Origin of the sequence: Serinicoccus hydrothermalis, from assembly GCF_001685415.1 — a bacterium.
Lineage (GTDB): Bacteria > Actinomycetota > Actinomycetes > Actinomycetales > Dermatophilaceae > Ornithinicoccus > Ornithinicoccus hydrothermalis.
This window is the reverse complement of record NZ_CP014989.1, coordinates 2,540,882-2,559,141: the sequence shown is the minus strand read 5'-3', so window position 1 is coordinate 2,559,141 and position 18,260 is coordinate 2,540,882. Positions and strand designations below refer to the sequence as shown.

At 72.6% G+C, this 18,260-nt stretch carries 14 protein-coding genes; 3 read left to right on the top strand and 11 right to left on the bottom strand.

Annotated features, from left to right (window positions below):
* The first annotated feature begins 37 nt into the window (after positions 1-37).
* Positions 38-1,129: an IS110 family RNA-guided transposase gene (locus tag SGUI_RS11915; protein ID WP_066640541.1), complete on the top strand. Its 1,092-nt coding sequence runs from the start codon at positions 38-40 to the stop codon at positions 1,127-1,129.
* 397 nt (positions 1,130-1,526) lie between these two features.
* Positions 1,527-2,501 (top strand): IS481 family transposase, encoded by a 975-nt coding sequence (locus SGUI_RS11910; RefSeq protein WP_066640544.1) that lies wholly within the window; start codon positions 1,527-1,529, stop codon positions 2,499-2,501.
* 305 nt (positions 2,502-2,806) lie between these two features.
* Here the strand turns inward: SGUI_RS11910 and SGUI_RS11905 are convergent, their stop codons facing one another.
* The 4 genes from SGUI_RS11905 to SGUI_RS11890 all read right to left on the bottom strand — a co-directional run bounded on the left by SGUI_RS11905 (position 2,807) and on the right by SGUI_RS11890 (position 8,045).
* On the bottom strand, positions 2,807-3,898 hold the full coding sequence (locus SGUI_RS11905) for an IS110 family RNA-guided transposase (protein WP_066640541.1): 1,092 nt from the start codon (positions 3,896-3,898) through the stop codon (positions 2,807-2,809).
* A gap of 203 nt (positions 3,899-4,101) precedes the next feature.
* Positions 4,102-5,313: an imidazolonepropionase gene (hutI, locus tag SGUI_RS11900; protein ID WP_066640538.1), complete on the bottom strand. Its 1,212-nt coding sequence runs from the start codon at positions 5,311-5,313 to the stop codon at positions 4,102-4,104.
* A gap of 24 nt (positions 5,314-5,337) precedes the next feature.
* Positions 5,338-6,795 (bottom strand): formimidoylglutamate deiminase, encoded by a 1,458-nt coding sequence (locus tag SGUI_RS11895; protein WP_066640535.1) that lies wholly within the window; start codon positions 6,793-6,795, stop codon positions 5,338-5,340.
* Complete coding sequence (locus tag SGUI_RS11890) at positions 6,792-8,045, bottom strand: allantoate amidohydrolase (RefSeq protein ID WP_237141342.1); 1,254 nt, start codon at positions 8,043-8,045, stop codon at positions 6,792-6,794. The genes SGUI_RS11895 and SGUI_RS11890 overlap by 4 nt, the downstream gene beginning before the upstream one ends.
* A 215-nt stretch (positions 8,046-8,260) precedes the next feature.
* On the opposite strand from SGUI_RS11890, the gene SGUI_RS11885 reads away from it, so the two are divergent.
* Positions 8,261-8,728, top strand: a complete 468-nt coding sequence (locus tag SGUI_RS11885) for an aminoacyl-tRNA deacylase (RefSeq protein WP_066640527.1) — start codon at positions 8,261-8,263, stop codon at positions 8,726-8,728.
* On the opposite strand, the gene SGUI_RS11880 is transcribed toward SGUI_RS11885, so the two are convergent.
* The 7 genes from SGUI_RS11880 to SGUI_RS11850 form a co-directional block, all read right to left on the bottom strand.
* Positions 8,718-9,260, bottom strand: coding sequence for a Uma2 family endonuclease (locus tag SGUI_RS11880; RefSeq protein WP_191090903.1), 543 nt, complete (start codon positions 9,258-9,260; stop codon positions 8,718-8,720). The genes SGUI_RS11885 and SGUI_RS11880 overlap by 11 nt on opposite strands.
* A gap of 78 nt (positions 9,261-9,338) precedes the next feature.
* Positions 9,339-9,761, bottom strand: a complete 423-nt coding sequence (locus tag SGUI_RS11875) for a PPOX class F420-dependent oxidoreductase (RefSeq protein ID WP_066640521.1) — start codon at positions 9,759-9,761, stop codon at positions 9,339-9,341.
* A 36-nt stretch (positions 9,762-9,797) separates the two neighbouring features.
* Positions 9,798-11,120, bottom strand: coding sequence for a YjiH family protein (locus tag SGUI_RS11870; protein ID WP_066640518.1), 1,323 nt, complete (start codon positions 11,118-11,120; stop codon positions 9,798-9,800).
* 102 nt (positions 11,121-11,222) lie between these two features.
* Complete coding sequence (hutU, locus tag SGUI_RS11865) at positions 11,223-12,881, bottom strand: urocanate hydratase (RefSeq protein ID WP_066640501.1); 1,659 nt, start codon at positions 12,879-12,881, stop codon at positions 11,223-11,225.
* Between the two features lie 85 nt (positions 12,882-12,966).
* The gene (gene hutH, locus SGUI_RS11860) at positions 12,967-14,574 is read right to left on the bottom strand and encodes a histidine ammonia-lyase (RefSeq protein WP_066643329.1); all 1,608 of its coding nucleotides are present in this window, start codon (positions 14,572-14,574) and stop codon (positions 12,967-12,969) included.
* Positions 14,575-14,700: 126 nt separating this feature from the next.
* Positions 14,701-16,152, bottom strand: a complete 1,452-nt coding sequence (locus SGUI_RS11855; RefSeq protein ID WP_066640498.1) for a rhamnulokinase — start codon at positions 16,150-16,152, stop codon at positions 14,701-14,703.
* A gap of 5 nt (positions 16,153-16,157) precedes the next feature.
* The gene (locus tag SGUI_RS11850) at positions 16,158-18,200 is read right to left on the bottom strand and encodes a bifunctional rhamnulose-1-phosphate aldolase/short-chain dehydrogenase (protein ID WP_066640495.1); all 2,043 of its coding nucleotides are present in this window, start codon (positions 18,198-18,200) and stop codon (positions 16,158-16,160) included.
* Between the last annotated feature and the right edge of the window lie 60 nt (positions 18,201-18,260).

Sequence of the window (18,260 nt, the reverse complement as noted above, 5' to 3'; positions counted from 1 at the left end):
CCTGCTCGGCCTATCCGACAAGTGTGGGAGGCCCCGGGTGTTTACCGAGCGTACGAGTGTTGGGTTGGACGTGCACGCTCGCTCGGTCGCGGCAGCAGCGATCGATAGCGACACGGGCGAGTTGATCCAGGCGAGGTTGTCGCCGTCCAAGGAACAGATCACGCACTGGGTTCAGGCTCTGCCTGGGCCGGTCGCGGTGACATATGAGGCCGGCCCGACGGGTTTCGACCTGTGCCGGGCACTGATGGCGGTCGGCGTCCGGTGCGAGGTCGCCGCCCCCTCGAAGGTGCAACGCCCGTCCGGGGATCGGGTCAAGACCGACGCCAAGGACGCGGTCCACCTGGCCCGGCTGCTGCGGATGGATGAGATCACTCCGGTGGCGGTCCCCTCGGTCGATCAAGAAGCCGCCCGGGACCTGGTCCGTGCTCGGGAAGACGCCCGTGGGGACCTGATGCGGACCCGGCACCGCCTGTCCAAACTGCTGCTACGCCACGGGATCGTCTACTCCGGCGGGGCGGCGTGGACCGGTCGACACGATGCGTGGCTACGCACCTCGGCACTACCGCAGCTAACGTCGGCGGCGACCCGGTTGACGTTCGACTCCGACTACGAGGCGGTCCGGGGCACGCTCGCCCGGCGAGACCGTCTCGATGCCCACATCACGCAGCTGGCCGCGGACAGCGAGTTTACCCCGGTGGTGCACCGACTGGGGTGCCTGCGCGGCATCAGCACCCTGACCGGGTTCGCTCTGGCCGTGGAGATCGGGGACTGGCACCGGTTCACCGGCAACACCATCGGCTCCTTCGTCGGACTCGTCCCCTCTGAGCACTCCTCCGGTCAGTCCCGGTCCCAGGGGTCGATCACCAAGACCGGGAACACCCATGTGCGCCGGTTGCTGGTCGAAGCGGCCTGGCATCACCGGGCCCGCTACCGGATCGGTAAGACCATGCGGGACCGGTGGGACCAGGCCCCGGCAGGTGCCCGGGCACGCGGCGATGTCGGCAACCGGCGACTGCACGCCCGGTGGGTGAACTTCCTGGAGCGACGCAAGAAGCCGACCATCGCCAACGTCGCTGTCGCCCGCGAGCTCGCCGGCTGGTGCTGGTCCCTGGCGGTGATGGACGACTGAACCCCACAGTCTGCTGAGTCGAGCCACGGTGGCTGGAAGCAGCGCGTGGAGCGACCCGCGGAACACCTATGGGCAGTCAGCCCATGCTGGCCACGCCCGTTCCTAGACACGCGGTCCCGCTCCTTGCCGAACCACCGTCCTGCGGTACCCAACCCGCGCATATCAGTCAGACCGCGCGTCGCCAACGACACGCTCACCGCCCATCGGCACGACACAGCACGAGGCGCCCGCCCCGATCGCTACGGGACGGGCGCCTCACCCTGCCACTTGACAAGAGATCACTCCATATCAGGTGTACCCGGCCGGGAGGTTGGTGACAGTGGGGTGTTGACGTGAGGAGGACCTCCGGGTGGGGTGTGGCTTGTCGAGAGTCACTGCCCGCAACCCGGAGGTCCTCATGCCCCACGCTAATGCCCGTCTGACCGTCCATGGCCGCCTGCTGCTGGTGCAGCGGGTCCGTGAGCAGGGGTGGGCCGTGGCCCATGCCGCCAAGGCGATGGGCATCTCGCGCCAGTGCGCCCACCGGTGGCTGGCCCGCTACGACCAGCACGGCATCGCCGGGCTGGGTGAGCGCTCCAGCCGGCCACGTACCTGTCCCGGCCGCACCCCGTCCCATGTCGAGCAGCAGATCCTGGCCTGCCGCCGTGAGCACCGCCGTGGGCAGGACTGGATCGCTGGTGAGCTCGGGCTGGCCCCGCGCACCGTGTCCCGGGTGCTGCGCCGCGCCGGGGTGGCCTACCTGGCCTGCTTGGACCCGATGACCGGGCAGGTGATCCGCTCTTCCAAGGTCACGGCGACCCGGTACGAGCGCGACGGCCCCGGGGAGCTGGTGCACGTCGACGTCAAGAAGATCGGCAAGATCCCCGACGGTGGCGGGTGGCGCGCCCACGGCCGCGCCGCCACGACGGCGGACAAGAACCGGCGGGCCAAGATCGGCTACGACTACGTGCACTCGATGGTCGATGACCACTCCCGGCTGGCCTACTCCGAGATCCACGACGACGAGAAGGACCACACCTGCGCCGGTTTCCTAACCCGCGCGGCGGCCTACTTCGCCGGCCACGGCATCACCCGCATCGAGCGGGTGATGACCGACAACGCCTTGGCCTACCGGCACGGACGCGCGTTCCTCGACGCCATCGCCGCCATCGGCGCCCGGCAGAAGTTCATCAAGCCACACTGCCCCTGGCAGAACGGCAAGGTCGAACGGTTCAACCGCACCCTGCAGACCGAGTGGGCCTACCGGCACGCCTTCACCAGCAACCAGGCCCGGCGGGACGCGCTTGCGCCCTGGCTGGAGTCCTACAACACTGAACGACGCCACAGCGCGCTCGGCGGACTCCCACCGACCAGCCGACTGTCACCAACCTGACGGCCGAGTACACCTGATATGGAGTGATCTCTTGTCAAGTGGCAGGGTGAGGCGCCCGTCCCGTAGCGATCGGGGCGGGCGCCTCGTGCTGTGTCGTGCCGATGGGCGGTGAGCGTGTCGTTGGCGACGCGCGGTCTGACTGATATGCGCGGGTTGGGTACCGCAGGACGGTGGTTCGGCAAGGAGCGGGACCGCGTGTCTAGGAACGGGCGTGGCCAGCATGGGCTGACTGCCCATAGGTGTTCCGCGGGTCGCTCCACGCGCTGCTTCCAGCCACCGTGGCTCGACTCAGCAGACTGTGGGGTTCAGTCGTCCATCACCGCCAGGGACCAGCACCAGCCGGCGAGCTCGCGGGCGACAGCGACGTTGGCGATGGTCGGCTTCTTGCGTCGCTCCAGGAAGTTCACCCACCGGGCGTGCAGTCGCCGGTTGCCGACATCGCCGCGTGCCCGGGCACCTGCCGGGGCCTGGTCCCACCGGTCCCGCATGGTCTTACCGATCCGGTAGCGGGCCCGGTGATGCCAGGCCGCTTCGACCAGCAACCGGCGCACATGGGTGTTCCCGGTCTTGGTGATCGACCCCTGGGACCGGGACTGACCGGAGGAGTGCTCAGAGGGGACGAGTCCGACGAAGGAGCCGATGGTGTTGCCGGTGAACCGGTGCCAGTCCCCGATCTCCACGGCCAGAGCGAACCCGGTCAGGGTGCTGATGCCGCGCAGGCACCCCAGTCGGTGCACCACCGGGGTAAACTCGCTGTCCGCGGCCAGCTGCGTGATGTGGGCATCGAGACGGTCTCGCCGGGCGAGCGTGCCCCGGACCGCCTCGTAGTCGGAGTCGAACGTCAACCGGGTCGCCGCCGACGTTAGCTGCGGTAGTGCCGAGGTGCGTAGCCACGCATCGTGTCGACCGGTCCACGCCGCCCCGCCGGAGTAGACGATCCCGTGGCGTAGCAGCAGTTTGGACAGGCGGTGCCGGGTCCGCATCAGGTCCCCACGGGCGTCTTCCCGAGCACGGACCAGGTCCCGGGCGGCTTCTTGATCGACCGAGGGGACCGCCACCGGAGTGATCTCATCCATCCGCAGCAGCCGGGCCAGGTGGACCGCGTCCTTGGCGTCGGTCTTGACCCGATCCCCGGACGGGCGTTGCACCTTCGAGGGGGCGGCGACCTCGCACCGGACGCCGACCGCCATCAGTGCCCGGCACAGGTCGAAACCCGTCGGGCCGGCCTCATATGTCACCGCGACCGGCCCAGGCAGAGCCTGAACCCAGTGCGTGATCTGTTCCTTGGACGGCGACAACCTCGCCTGGATCAACTCGCCCGTGTCGCTATCGATCGCTGCTGCCGCGACCGAGCGAGCGTGCACGTCCAACCCAACACTCGTACGCTCGGTAAACACCCGGGGCCTCCCACACTTGTCGGATAGGCCGAGCAGGCGGCCCCTGCCCGGCAACCCACGAATCTTGTGAGCGAGGCCCCGGCCCGCAACCCCTCAGTCAACCCGAGCGGTCACTCCATACCGTCTAGGCCGCGGAGGGCCGGGCCGCGTCATACCGCGGTCGCGTCCTGCGTCCGTCCGTGGTCGGAGGCGCCGGCTCGGGTTCAGACCTCCAGCGCGCGCACGATCGGCACCCCGACGCGGTAGGGGATGTGCAGCACGCTCGGGGCGTCCACGACGGCGAGGTCCGCCCGCTGCCCGACGCGGATCCGCCCCACGTCGTCGCGGCGCAGCGCCCGCGCCCCGCCGACGGTGGCCGCGCGCAGCGCCTCCGCCGGCGTCATCCCCATCTCGCGGACCGCGAGCGCGATCATGAGCGGCATCGAGGAGGAGCTGCACGTGCCGGGGTTGCAGTCGGTGGCGAGGGCCACGTCCACGCCCGCGTCGAAGAGCCGGCGCGCGTCGGGGTAGGGCTGCCGGGTGGAGAACTCCACACCCGGCAGCAGGGTGGCCACGGTGCCGCTCCCGGCGAGCGCCTCGACGTCCTCGTCGCTGAGGTAGGTGCAGTGGTCGACGCTCGCCGCGCCGAGCTCGACGGCCAGCTGGACACCGGGGCCGTGCCCGAGCTGGTTGCCGTGCACCCGCAGCTCCAGCCCGGCGTCCCGCCCGGCCTCGAGCACGCGGCGCGACTCCTCGCCGTCGAAGGCGTGGGCGCTGGCCGGTTCGCAGAAGACGTCGACCCAGCGGGCGTACGGCGCGCAGGCGGCGAGCATCTCGCCGCAGACGAGGTCGAGGTATGCCTCCCGCCCGCCGGCGCCACGCCGGTCCGGCGGGACGACGTGGGCGCCGAGGAAGGTGGTCTCGGGGGTGACCTCGCGGGCCAGCCGCAGCGCCCGGACCTCGTGCTCGACGTCGAGGCCGTAGCCGCTCTTGATCTCCACGGTGGTCGTGCCCTGGCTGCGCATCTCCCCGACCCGCTTGGCGAGCAGGTCGCGCAGCTCGGCGTCGCCCGCCTCGCGGGTGGCCGCCATGGTGAGGGCGATGCCGCCGCCGTCGTAGGGCTGCCCGGTCATCCGGGCGGCGAACTCCGCCGACCGGTCGCCGGCGAAGACGAGGTGGGCGTGGCTGTCGACGAAACCGGGCAGGACCGCCTTGCCGCCGAGGTCGATCGCCCAGTCCGCGGCGGGCGCCTGGTCGGCCGGCCCGATCCACTCCACGGCAGGCGCCGAGTCCTCGCTCCCGCCGCCGATGACGACCGCGGCGTCGGGCACGACACCGAGGCCGCGGGTCAGGTCCGCGTTGGTCCTCCCGCGCGCGTTCTCGACGGTGTCGTCGCAGGTGACCAGCTCGCGGATGCCGGTGATGAGCATGCTCATGGGCTCGATCCTCTCGTGCCGGGGTCAGTCGCTCAGGAGCGGGTGGATGGCGCCTGCGAGCAGCCGGCCGACGTCGCCGAGCCGGTGCCGCCCGTCCTGCACGACGACCCGCCCGTCGGTCACCACGGTGTCGACGTCGGCAGCGCTCGCGGCGAGCACGACCTGGGCCGGGTCGCAGCCGGCCGTGCGGACCGTGTCGTCGCGCACCGCGACGAGGTCGGCGCGGGCACCGACCTCGATCCGGCCGGCGTCCGGCCAGCCGATGCTCTCGTGCGCGGTGGCCGCGGCCAGCAGGTCGGCGGGGGCGAAGCGGCCCCGCTCGAGGCTCGCCAACCGCTCGTGCATCTCCAGCGCCCGGGCCTCCTCCAGCAGGTCGACGACCGCGTGCTGGTCCGAGCCGAGCGACAGCCGGGCTCCCGCGTCGCGCAGCGCCCGCCCCGGGCCGATGCCGTCCGCGAGGTCGCGCTCCGTGGTGGGGCAGAAGCAGGCGGTGGACCGGTGCTGCCCGAGCAGCGCGACGTCGCGCTCGGTGAGGTGGGTGGCGTGGACGGCGGACAGGTCGGGCCCGAGCACCCCCTCGGCCTCCAGCAGCCCGGTCGGGGTGAGGCCGTGCGCGGCGAGGCAGGCGTCGTTCTCGGCGGGCTGCTCGGACAGGTGCACGTGCACCGGCCGCCCAGCCGGCCCACGCCGCCCAGCCACCTCCCGACCGGACACCCCTTCCGTCCGCGAATTTGCGGACGGAAGGGGTGTCCGGTCGGGGGTGAGAAGGGGTGTCCGGTCGGGGGTGGGGGTTGCTGTGCGTGCCCACGAGGCCACGGTCGAGAGCTGGTCGCGGGGCACGGCCCGCACCGAGTGGATCGCGGCACCGACCCGCACGTGCTCCGGTCCGCCGTCGGTGTGGTCGCGCAGGTCCTCGACCCGCAGCGCCCAGGTCTGCGCGTCGCCGTCGCCGAAGCGCAGCTGCGTGCCCTCCAGCTCGGTGTGCCCCGCGCCGTCGAGTCCCCCGGCGAGGTAGCAGGTGTCCAGCAGCGTCAGCCGGATCCCGGCCTCGGCGGCCGCCTCGACGAGCGCCTTCCCCATGACGTTGGGGTCCATGTAGCGCTTCCCGCCCGGCCCGTGGTGCAGGTAGTGGAACTCGCCCACGGCGGTGATGCCCGCGAGCGCCATCTCGGCATAGGTCGCGCGGGCCAGGGCGAGGTAGCGGTCCGGGTCGAGCCGGGCGGCGACGGCATACATCGTCTCGCGCCAGGTCCAGAACGTCCCGCCACCGCCGTGCGTCCGCCCGCGCAGCGCCCGGTGGAAGGCGTGGCTGTGCGCGTTCGCCAGTCCGGGGAGCACGATCCCGGGGAGGCGGTGGTCGCCCTCGGCCGCGGGTATGCCCTCGCCCACCGCGGTGATCCGACCGTCCTCGACGGCGATGCGCACGTCGGCGGTGACACCGGTGGGCAGGTGGGCGTGGGCGGCGTGGAAGGTCGTGCTCACGGCTGCCCCGCCGCGAGGTCGGCCACGCACGCCGCGAGGGCCTCGACGCCGGCGTGGCAGTCGGGCGTCTCGGCGTGCTCGGCCGGGCTGTGCGAGACCCCGGTCGGGTTGCGCACGAAGAGCATCGCGGTCGGTATGCCCGCTCCCGCGAGGATGCCGGCGTCGTGCCCGGCGCCGGTGCCGAGCACCGGCACGCTCAGCTCGTCGCTGCTGCCCAGCACGGCGCGCAGCCGGTCGGCCAGGGCGGCGTCGAAGCGGGTGGTCGGGGTCCAGGACTCCCGGACGACCTCGGCGCCGTGCTGCCCGGCCCGTCCCTCGAGGTCGGCGACGAGCGCCTCGACCTGCGCCTCCTCCGGCCCGCGCGCGTCCAGCCAGCCGGTGACGTGCGAGGGGATCGCGTTGACCCCGCCCGGGGTGACGGCCACCTTGCCGACGGTGGCGACGCAGCCGCGATCGGTGGCACCGGCCCGGGCTGCCAGGACGAGGTCGGCATACCCGAGCATCGCGTCGCGCCGGTCCTCGAGCCGGGTGGTCCCGGCGTGGTTGGCCTCGCCGGGGAAGTCGAAGCGCCACCGCCCGTGCGGCCAGATGTCGCTGGCCACCGCGACGGGAGCGTCGAGGTCGACCAGCGCCCGGCCCTGCTCGACGTGCAGCTCGACGAAGGCGCCGACGCGCGCCAGCGTCTCCTCGTCCCGGCCCAGGGCCTCGGGGTCGCGGCCGGCTGCGGCGAGCGCCTCGGCATACGTCACGCCGTCGCCGTCGGTGAGCGCCCGCGCCCGGTCGGCGGGCAGCGCCCCGGTGAGCACCCGGGAGCCCGCGCAGGCGATCCCGAAGCGCGCCCCCTCCTCGTCGACGAAGTTGGCCACGGCGACCGGCCGGGACGGCGCGACCCCGCCCGCGCGGAGCAGGTCGAGCGCGGCGAACGAGCTGACCACCCCGAGCGGCCCGTCGAAGGCGCCGCCGTCCGGCACCGAGTCCAGGTGCGAGCCGATGACGAGGCCGGTATGCCCCGCCCGCACCGCGTCGTCCACGCTCCCCGGGCCGTCCCACCACCACGCCCACTGGTTGCCGACCCGGTCCTCGACAACGTCGAGGCCACGCGCCGCCGCCTCCCCGGCGAACCACTCGCGCAGCGTGGCGTCCTCCCGGGTCCAGGCGAAGCGGCGGTAGCCGCCGCTGCCGACCCGGCCGACCGGGTCGAGGTCGGCCCACATGCGGTCGAAGGCGGCGAGGGCGGCTGCGGTGCTCACGCCCCGACCCTAGGGCGGGGTCCGGCGTCGCGGACAGGCCGCAGGCGTCCTAGGCGTCTCGGATCCCAGACCAGCCACCTCGCCGCCCCCCTTCCTCCGCGGCCCCGCGCCCCCACGACAGCCCCACGCTTCGCTCACCTCCCCCACGCTGCAGGGCGGGGGCCGTGGGACGAAGTGCGGGGGAGGCCAAGATGCGTGGGGCATACCCTCGTCCCATGAGCGAGGAACGCGCGCTGGCGGCGGTCGAGGCGGCCGGGCTGGCCTATGCCGTCACCCGCCACGGGCGCGTCGGCAGCCTCGAGGAGGCGGCCCGGGTGCGCGGGGTGCAGCCGCGGGACATCGTCAAGACGATGGTGGTGCGGCGCGGCGACGGTGACCACCTCTTCGTGCTCGTGCCGGGTGACCGGGAGATCGCCTGGCCCAAGCTCCGAGCGCTGCTCGGCGTCAGCCGGCTCTCGATGCCGGACGCCGCCACGGCCAAGGAGGCGACCGGCTACGAGCGCGGCACGATCACGCCCTTCGGCTCGACGACCGCGTGGCCGGTCGTCGCCGACGAGAGCCTGACCGGCGAGCCGGGCCGCCGGATCTCGCTCGGGGCCGGCGCGCACGGCGTCGCGGTGACCGTCGACGCCGAGGCGGCCCTGGCCGCGCTCGACGCCCGGGTCGCCGACGTCACCGGGTGAGGTCGGAGAGCCGGAAGGACACCTCGAACGGCTCGCGCACCTCGAAGGTCGCCGCTCCCATGACGACCTCGCCCGACTCGTAGGCGCCACCCACGAGACGGTAGACGCGTATCCCCGGCGCCTCCGGGTCCACGACCCAGTAGTGCCGGCACCCGAACCGGGCGAGCACGTCCGGCTTGGCGACGAGATCGGCCCGACGGCTGGACGGCGAGAGGATCTCGACCGCCAGCACCGGCGGCACCTCGACCTGACCGCCCTCGCGGATCTCGCGCGGGATGACCATGAGGTCGGGCTGGATCATGCTGCGCTCCCCTGCCCTCAGGTCCAGCGGTGCGGTGAGCACGCGCAGGTGAGGCGGGCAGGCGGCCCGCAGGAGGGCGAAGAGCTCCCCGCTCACCGCCTGGTGGATGATGCTGGGTCCGGGCGACACGACCAGCTCACCCTCGATGAGCTGGATCGTCATGTCGTCCCGCTGCTCGCGGTAGGCATACAGGTCCTCGACCGTGTAGATGCCGACCTCGGTCATGCTCATGCTCTCCATCGTGCCCCTCCCGCGTCATGACGTCCAGCATGCCGGTCCGGGCCGACCCACACCGGCGTCGTCCACAGGTCAGCCGGGCAGGACCCCCGGGGTGACGAGCACGACCGTGTCGCCGTAGGTCAGCCCCTTGCCGCGCTGGGTGAGCTTGCCGACCAGGCGGAAGACCCGCGTCTGCCAGCCGTACTTCGCGCGCACCGCGGCCCTGACCTCGTCGAAGTCGGCCCCGCCCTGCACCATCTCGGCGGTCCCCTCGACCGGCTCGGTGCCGGGCTTGGGGGTGCCTCGCCGCTCGCAGGGCTGCACCGTGACCCGCGAGGTATGCCGCAGCCGCTTGGTCTTGCCGGTGCCCATGGTCGTGTAGAAGCCGATCCGCTCACCGTCGCGCAGCGGCACCACCCAGACCGGGGTCGGCACCGGCTCACCGGTGCGGCGGAAGGTCGTGAACGAGATGAACTCCTCGGCGCCGAGGCGCTGCACTGCGACGTTGCCCATGCTGCGAACGTACCCACGGCCCACGCCGGCCGCGCCTCAGAACAGCAGCAGCCCCACGGGGATCGCGAGGACCAGGCTCAGGCATACCCGCTCGAACCAGATGACGAGCAGCCGCGGGATCGACACCGGGATCTGCGTGCCCACGAGGGAGGGCACCATCGCCGAGAAGAAGATGATCTGGCTGACGCTGACCACGGCGACGACGTACTTCACCGACATCGCAGACTCCGCGACGAGCGCGGCCGGCAGGAACATCTCCGAGACGCCGAGCGCCGCGGCCTTGGCGACGAGCAGCGGCTCGGGGATCTGCAGCGCCCAGGTGATGGGGTAGAAAACGTAGCCGAGCCAGTCGAAGACCGGCGTGAACTCCGCCAGCACCAGGCCCAGCAGCCCGATCGACAGGATGCTCGGCAGGATCGCCATGGCCATCTTGAGCCCGTCGAGGAAGGTGGACCAGACCGTCCGCAGCAGGCCGGGGTCCGCGGCGACGGTATGCCGGGCCTCCCGCCACGCGGTGGCGAACCGGCCGCCCTCGACGGGATGCTCCGGCTGGTGCTCGACGCCGGGGACGGTCTCGTCCGGCACCCGCGACAGCGGCGGGATCCACACGGTGATCGCGGTGACGGCGAAGGTGATGAGCAGGGTGGACCAGAAGTAGAGGCTCCAGTGCTGCATGAGGTCCAGCGCGCTCGCGACGACGATCATGAAGGTCGCCGACACGGTGGAGAAGCCGGTCGCGATGACCATGGCCTCGCGACGCGTGTACTTCCCGTCGAGGTAGACCCGGTTGGTGATGAGCAGGGCCAGGGAGTAGGAGCCGACGAAGCTGGCGACCGCGTCGATCGCCGAGCGGCCCGGCGTGCGGAAGACCGGGCGCATGAGCGGGCGGGCGAGGACGCCGATGAACTCCATGAGCCCGTAGCCCACGAGCAGCGCCAGGAAGACCGCACCGATCGGGACGAGCAGCCCCACCGGGATGACCAGCGCGTTGAGCAGGAACGGGCCGATGTCGTCGGCGAAGAGCCAGTCCGGGCCGACGCCGAGGACGAGCATCACCCCGACGACCAGCCCGATGACGCGGGCCACGGCGAAGACGGCGTCGGTGGTGCTCCGCCGCCACGACCCGGTGACCCAGGGGTAGATCGCGCCCGCGAGGATGAGCGCGAGGGCATACCAGGGCAGGACGCCGGGGATCGCCTCGCGCAGCCACGACACGATGTGGTCCAGCGGGATGGTGCTCCGCTCCCCGATCGTGATCGGCACGAAGAACATGAAGACGCCGATCGCCGACAGGACGAAGAACTTCCACATCGGGGCGGCGGTGTCCGGGACCTCCTCGGAACGGGTCTGGGCGCTCATGTCACTCATGGTCCTCTCTCTGCCGGATGTGTCTCTGCCCGTTTTCGACTACTGCTTTGCTCGCCATGGCGACGTTTCGAGAGGTCGAATTCGGGTATGCACTCAGTCGCCCTCGCGCATCGGGACCCGGACGCCGCGCTCGGCGGCGACCTCGTCGGCGCGGTCGTAGCCGGCGTCGACGTGCCGGATGACGCCCATGCCCGGATCGTTGGTGAGGACCCGCTCGAGCTTCTGGCGGGCCAGGTCGGTGCCGTCGGCGACGCTGACCTGGCCGGCGTGCAGCGACCGGCCGATGCCGACGCCGCCGCCGTGGTGCAGCGACACCCAGGACGCCCCGGACGCGGTGTTGACCATCGCGTTGAGCAGCGGCCAGTCGGCGATCGCGTCCGACCCGTCCGCCATGGCCTCGGTCTCCCGGTAGGGGCTGGCGACCGAGCCGCAGTCGAGGTGGTCGCGGCCGATGACGATCGGGGCGCTGACCTCGCCGGAGGCCACCATGTCGTTGAAGCGCACCCCGGCCTTGTCGCGCTCGCCGTAGCCGAGCCAGCAGATCCGCGCCGGCAGCCCCTCGAAGGAGACCTTCTCCTGCGCGCCCCGGATCCACGTGTGCAGGTGCTCGTTGTCGGGGAAGAGGTCGAGGACGGCCTGGTCGGTGGCGGCGATGTCCTTCTCGTCGCCCGAGAGCGCGGCCCAGCGGAAGGGCCCCTTGCCCTCGCAGAACAGCGGCCGGATGTATGCCGGGACGAACCCGGGGAACTCGAAGGCCCGGTCGTAGCCGCCCTGGCGGGCCTCGTCGCGGATGCTGTTGCCGTAGTCGAAGACCTCGGCCCCGGCGTCCATGAAGCCGACCATCGCCTCGACGTGCCGGGCCATCGACTCCTGCGCCCGGTCGGTGAACTCCTCCGGCTTCTTGTCCGCGTAGTCGTGCCAGTCGGCGAGGTCGATCCCCGTCGGCAGGTAGGACAGCGGGTCGTGCGCGGAGGTCTGGTCGGTGACGATGTCGATGTCGACGCCGCGGCGCAGCAGCTCGGGGAAGACCTCGGCGGCGTTGCCCACGACGCCGATCGAGACGGCCTCGCGCGCCCCCTTGGCCGCCAGCGCGCGCTCCACGCCCGCGTCGAGGGAGTCGGCGACCTCGTCCAGGTAGCGGCTCTTGACCCGCCGACGCAGGCGCGCCTCGTCGACGTCGACGACCAGGCATACCCCGCCGTTGAGGGTGACCGCGAGCGGCTGGGCACCGCCCATGCCGCCGCAGCCGCCGGTGAGGGTGAGGGTGCCGGCCAGGCTGCCGTCGAACTTCTTGGCGGCGACCGCGGCGAAGGTCTCGTAGGTGCCCTGCAGGATGCCCTGGGTGCCGATGTAGATCCAGGACCCGGCGGTCATCTGGCCGTACATCGTCAGGCCGAGCTGCTCGAGCCGCCGGAACTCGGGCCAGGTCGCCCAGTCGCCGACGAGGTTGGAGTTGGCGATGAGCACGCGGGGCGCCCACTCGTGGGTCTGCATGACGCCCACCGGGCGGCCGGACTGGACCAGCATGGTCTCGTCCTCGCGCAGGTCGGTGAGGGTGCGGACCATGGCGTCGAAGCTGCGCCAGTCGCGTGCGGCGCGGCCCGTGCCGCCGTAGACCACCAGGTCGTCCGGGCGCTCGGCGACCTCGGGGTCGAGGTTGTTCATGAGCATCCGCATCGGGGCCTCGGTGGCCCAGGAGCGGGCGGTGAGCTTCGTGCCGCGCGGTGCGCGCACGGGGCGGGCGCCTTCCATGGTGGTCTCCTTCGACTCGTTCTTGCGTGTGTGTCTGTCGGTCGTTCTCCGACCGGACATACCGGACGTCCGGTATGTCCGGTCGTCAGTGGAGCAGGCCCGTGACCCTCTCGGCGGCGTCCCGGACGCGGCCGTCCGCGACGAGGTCGACGACGGTCTCGATCTCGGGGCTGAGGTGGCGGTCCGGGCCGGGGCCCTCGACGCCGGACCCGCGCAGCAGCGCCACGACGGCGGCCGTCGCGGGGGCCGGGGTGAGCGGCGCGCGCAGGTCGAGGGCGCGTGCGGCGGTGAGCACCTCGACCGCGACGACGCGGGTCAGCCCGTCGACGGCGCGGCGCAGCTTGCGGGCGGCCCCCCACCCCATGCTCACGTGGTCCTCCTGCATCGCGGAGGAGGGTATGGAGTCCACGCTCGCCGGGGCGGCCAGCCGCTTGAGCTCGCTGACCAGCGCGGCCTGGGTGTACTGCGCGATCATGTGCCCGCTGTCGGTCCCGGGGTCGTCGGCGAGGAAGGGCGGCAGCCCGTGGCTGCGGGCGACGTCGAGGAAGCGGTCGGTGCGCCGCTCGCTGATGCTCGCCACGTCGGCGGCGACGATCGCGAGGAAGTCGAGCACGTGGGCGACGGGCGCGCCGTGGAAGTTGCCGTTGCTCTCGACCCGTCCGTCCCGCGTCACGACCGGGTTGTCGACGGCGGCGGCGAGCTCGCGGTCGGCGACGGTGCGGGCATACCCGCAGGTGTCGCGGGCCGATCCGTGGACCTGGGGCGAGCAGCGCAGCGAGTATGCGTCCTGCACGCGGGTGCACGCCTCGGTGCGGTGCGACTCGCGGATCGCGCTGTCGGACATGAGGTCTCGCAGGTTCTGCGCCGAGCGCGCCTGGCCGGGGTGCGGCCGGAGGTCGTGCAGGTCGGCGGCGAAGACGTCGTCGGTGCCGAGCAGGCCCTCGACGCTCATCGCGGCGGCGACGTCGGCGGTGGTGAGCAGCGTGTCGAGGTCGTGCAGGGCGAGCACGAGCATGCCGAGCATGCCGTCGGTGCCGTTGATGAGGGCCAGGCCCTCCTTCTCGGCCAGCTCGACCGGGGCGATCCCGGCTCGGCCCAGCGCCTCGCCGGCGGGGATGAGCTCCTGCGGGGACGCCTGCCAGGCCTCCTGGTCCGCGCCCGCCTCCGGGCCGACCCGGACCATGCCCTCGCCCATGACGGCCAGGGCGCAGTGGGCCAGCGGCGCGAGGTCGCCGGAGCAGCCGAGGCTGCCGTGCTCGCGCACGACGGGGGTGATGCCGGCGTTGAGGAGCGAGGCATACGCCTGCGCCGTCTCGACCCGCACCCCGGTGCGGCCGGTCGCGAGGGTCGACAGGCGCAGCAGCATGAGCGCACGCACGACCTCGCGCTCGACCTCCGGGCCGGATCCCGCCGCGTGGCTGCGGACCAGGCTGCGCTGCAGCTGCGCCCGCTTGTCCGGGGGGATGCTGGTGTTGGCCAGCGCGCCGAAGCCGGTCGAGATGCCGTAGTGCGGCTGGGTGTCACCGGCCAGGTCCTCGATGATGCGGCGGGTCGCGGCGATGCCCTCGACGGCGTCGTCCGCGATGCTCACGCGCGCGCCGTGCCGGGCGACGGCGACGACCTCGGCGTGCGACATCGGGCCGACGGTGACGACGACCTCGCGGGGCAGGTCAGGCTCGGGGAGACGGCTCATGGAGACCATTGGAGCGGTCTGCCGCGCCGGCGTCACCCCCTGCGGCGGCCTCACCGTCTCGGATCTCAGACGAGCTCGAGCCCCAAAGCGGTGGGGCAGGGACGGTCCGGCAGGGCGCGGGCGGCGTCAGCCCTGCCCGTGAGGCGCGAAGGTGCGCAGGTCCTGGGTCTCACGCACGACCGCACGCAAATCGGACAAGGTCGGCCCCACGACCCCCGCGGCCCGGGCCTGCACCAGCACGTTGCCGATGGCCGTGGCCTCGACCGGGCCGGCGACGACCTCGCACCCCGTGGCGTCCGCGATCGCCTGGCAGAGCAGCTCGTTGCGGGCCGGCCCGCCGACGACGTGCACGGTCGAGATGCTCCGGTCGGTGAGCCTGGCGGCGTCCTCGAGCGCGTGGGCGTAGGCCGCGGCGAGGCTGACGAGGATGCAGCGCACGACGGCGCCGCGGCCCTGCGGGGGCGTCACGTCGTGCTCGGCGCACCACTGCTCGATCCGCGCGGGCATGTCGCCCGGCGGGGCGAAGCGCGGGTCCTGCACGTCGATCACCGGCACGGTGCCGACGGGCACCTCCGCGGCGGCGGCCAGGAGATCCGCGAGCTGGGAGGCCTCACCGGACTCCTCCCACACCCGCTGGGCCTCGCTGAGCATCCAGGTGCCCATGACGTTGGTGAGGAAGCGGGTCGTGCCGTCGACACCCCCCTCGTTGGTGAAGTTCGCCTCGCGCGCCGCGTCGGTGAGCACGGGCGCGGGCAGCTCCAGCCCCACCAGTCCCCACGTCCCCAGCGAGAGGTATGCCGCTCCCTCACCGGCCAGGGGCACGCCGACGACCGCCGAGGCCGTGTCGTGCGACCCGACGGCGACGACGGGGACCTCGCCGAGGCCGGTCTGCTCCTGCACCTCGGGGGTCAGCGAGCCGATGCGCTCCCCCGGCGCGACGAGGTCGGTGAAGAGGGTCCGGGGCAGCGCCAGCCGGTCCATCAGCCCGCCGTCCCAGGCACCGGTGCGGGGATCGAGCAGCCCGGTGGTGGAGGCGTTGGTGCTCTCGGTCACCTGCACCCCGGTCAGCCAGGAGGCCAGCAGGTCGGGGACGAGGAGCAGTCGGTCGGCGGTCGCGAGCACGCCCTTGTCCTCCGCGGCGAGCTGGTAGACGGTGTTGAACGGCAGGAACTGCAGCCCGGTCCGGGAGTAGAGCTCCTCGCGGGAGATCTGCTCGTGCACGCGTGCGGGACCGACCTCACCACGGCGCTCGTCGCGGTAGTGATGGGTGAGCCCGACGCCCCGCTCACCGGCGAGCAGCGCGTAGTCCACCGCCCAGGAGTCGATGCCGATGCTCGCCAGGTCCTCGCCGGTCCCGGCCAGCTGCCGCCCGGCCTCGCGCAGGCCCTCCAGCACCCCGGCATAAAGCGCGAGCAGGTCCCAGTGCAGCCCGCTCGGCAGGCGCACCGGACCGTTGTCGAAGCGTCCGGTCTCGGTGAGCTCCAGCGTCCCCGGCCCGACCCGGGCGAGGACGACCCGGCCGCTGCTGGCGCCGAGGTCGACCGCGGCGACGGTGGCGGTCCCGGTCTCCTCCGGCATACCGCTCACCGCAGGAACGCGGCGGCGACCCCGGAGTCGACCGGCACGTGCAGCCCGGTGGTCTGCCGCAGGTCGGGGCCGACGAGCGCGAAGACCGCTGCCGCGCAGTGCTCGGGCAGGACCTCCTGCTTGAGGATGGTGCGCTGGGCGTAGAACGCGCCCAGGTCCTTCTCCTCGACGCCGTAGACCTCGGCCCGGTTGGCGCCCCACCCGCCGGCGAAGATGCCGGACCCGGCGACCACGCCGTCGGGGTTGATGCCGTTGACGCGGACCCCGTGCGCGCCCAGCTCCGCCGCCAGCAGCCGGACCTGGTGGGCCTGGTCGGCCTTGGTCGCGGAGTAGGCGATGTTGTTGGGGCCGGCGAAGATCGAGTTCTTCGAGGAGATGTAGACGATGTCGCCGCCCATCCGCTGGTCGATGAGCACCCGCGCCGCCGCCTGGGAGACGAGGAAGGAGCCCTTGGCCATGACGTCGTGCTGCCGGTCCCAGTCCGCCTCCGTGGTGTCCAGCAGCGACTTCGACAGCGAGAGCCCGGCGTTGTTGACCACGAGGTCGAGCCCGCCGAAGGCCAGCACGGCCGCGTCCACCGCGGCCTGCACCGCGGCGGCGTCGGAGACGTCGACCTGCACGCCCACGGCGACGTCGGGCCCGCCGATCTCCGCGGCGGCCGCCTGCGCCTTCTCCAGGTCGAGGTCGGCGACGACGACGCAGGCGCCCTCGGCGGCGAGCCGCTGGGCGGTGGCGTTGCCGATGCCGGAGGCGCCACCGGTGACGAGCGCGACCCTGGTGGCCAGCGGCTTGGGCTTCGGCATCCGCTGCAGCTTGGCCTCCTCGAGCGCCCAGTACTCGATCCGGAACTTCTCCGCCTCGTCGATGGGGGCATACGTCGACAGGCCCTCCGCCCCGCGCATGACGTTGATCGCGTTGACGTAGAACTCGCCGGCCACGCGCGCGGTCTGCTTGTCCTTGCCGAAGGAGAACATCCCGACGCCGGGCACGAGCACGATGAGCGGGTCGGCTCCCCGGATGGCCGGGCTGTCATCGGTCGCGTTGCGCTCGTAGTAGCCCTGGTAGTCCTCGCGATAGGGCTGGTGCAGCTCGAGCAGCCGTTCCTTCATCTCCTCCACGCCCGCGGTCGCCGGCAGGTCGAGGACCAGCGGCTTGACCTTGGTGCGCAGGAAGTGGTCCGGGCACGAGGTGCCCAGCTCGGCCAGCCGCGGGTGGGCCTCGTGGGCGAGGAAGTCGAGGACGACGTCGCTGTCGGTGTAGTGGCCCACCATCGGCCGGTCGGTGCTCGCGATGCCGCGGATCGTGCCGGCGAGCGCCGCCGCCCTGGCGTGCCGCTCGGGCTCCGGGAGGGCGGCATATCCCTCGAGCGCGGCGCCGAAGGGCTCGTCGGTGCTGTGCTCCTCGATGTATGCCGCGGCCGTGTCGATGATCCACAGCGAGTTGGCCTCGCACTCCTCGCTGGTCTCCCCCCAGGCGGTGATGCCGTGGCCGCCGAGGACGCAGCCGATCGCCTCGGGGTGCTCCTCCTTGATGGCAGCGATGTCGAGGCCGAGCTGGAAGCCGGGCCGGCGCCACGGCACCCAGGCGACCTTGTCGCCGAAGATGGTCCGGGTCAGCTCGTCGCCGTCGGCGGCGGTGGCGATCGCGATGCCGGAGTCGGGGTGCAGGTGGTCGACGTGCGCGGCCTCGACCAGCCCGTGCATGGCGGTGTCGATCGACGGCGCCGCCCCGCCCTTGCCGTGCAGGCAGTAGTCGAAGGCGGCGACCATCTCGTCCTCGCGCTCGACGCCGGGGTAGACGTCGACCAGCGCGCGCATCCGGTCCAGGCGCAGCGCGGCCAGACCGCCCGGCTTCAGGGTGCCGAGGTCGCCGCCGGAGCCCTTGACCCAGAGCAGCTCGACCGGGCGGCCCGTCACGGGGTCGGTCCCGGTGCCCTTGGCGGAGGTGTTGCCGCCGGCGTAGTTGGTATTCTTCGGGTCGGCGCCGAGCCGGTTGGAGCGGGTGATGAGATCGGAGACGGCAGGGTTCTCGTCGGTCATGACCGGGTGTTCCTTCGCGTGTCGTGGAGGGTATGCAGGTGGCGCGGTCGCGCGGGCGGG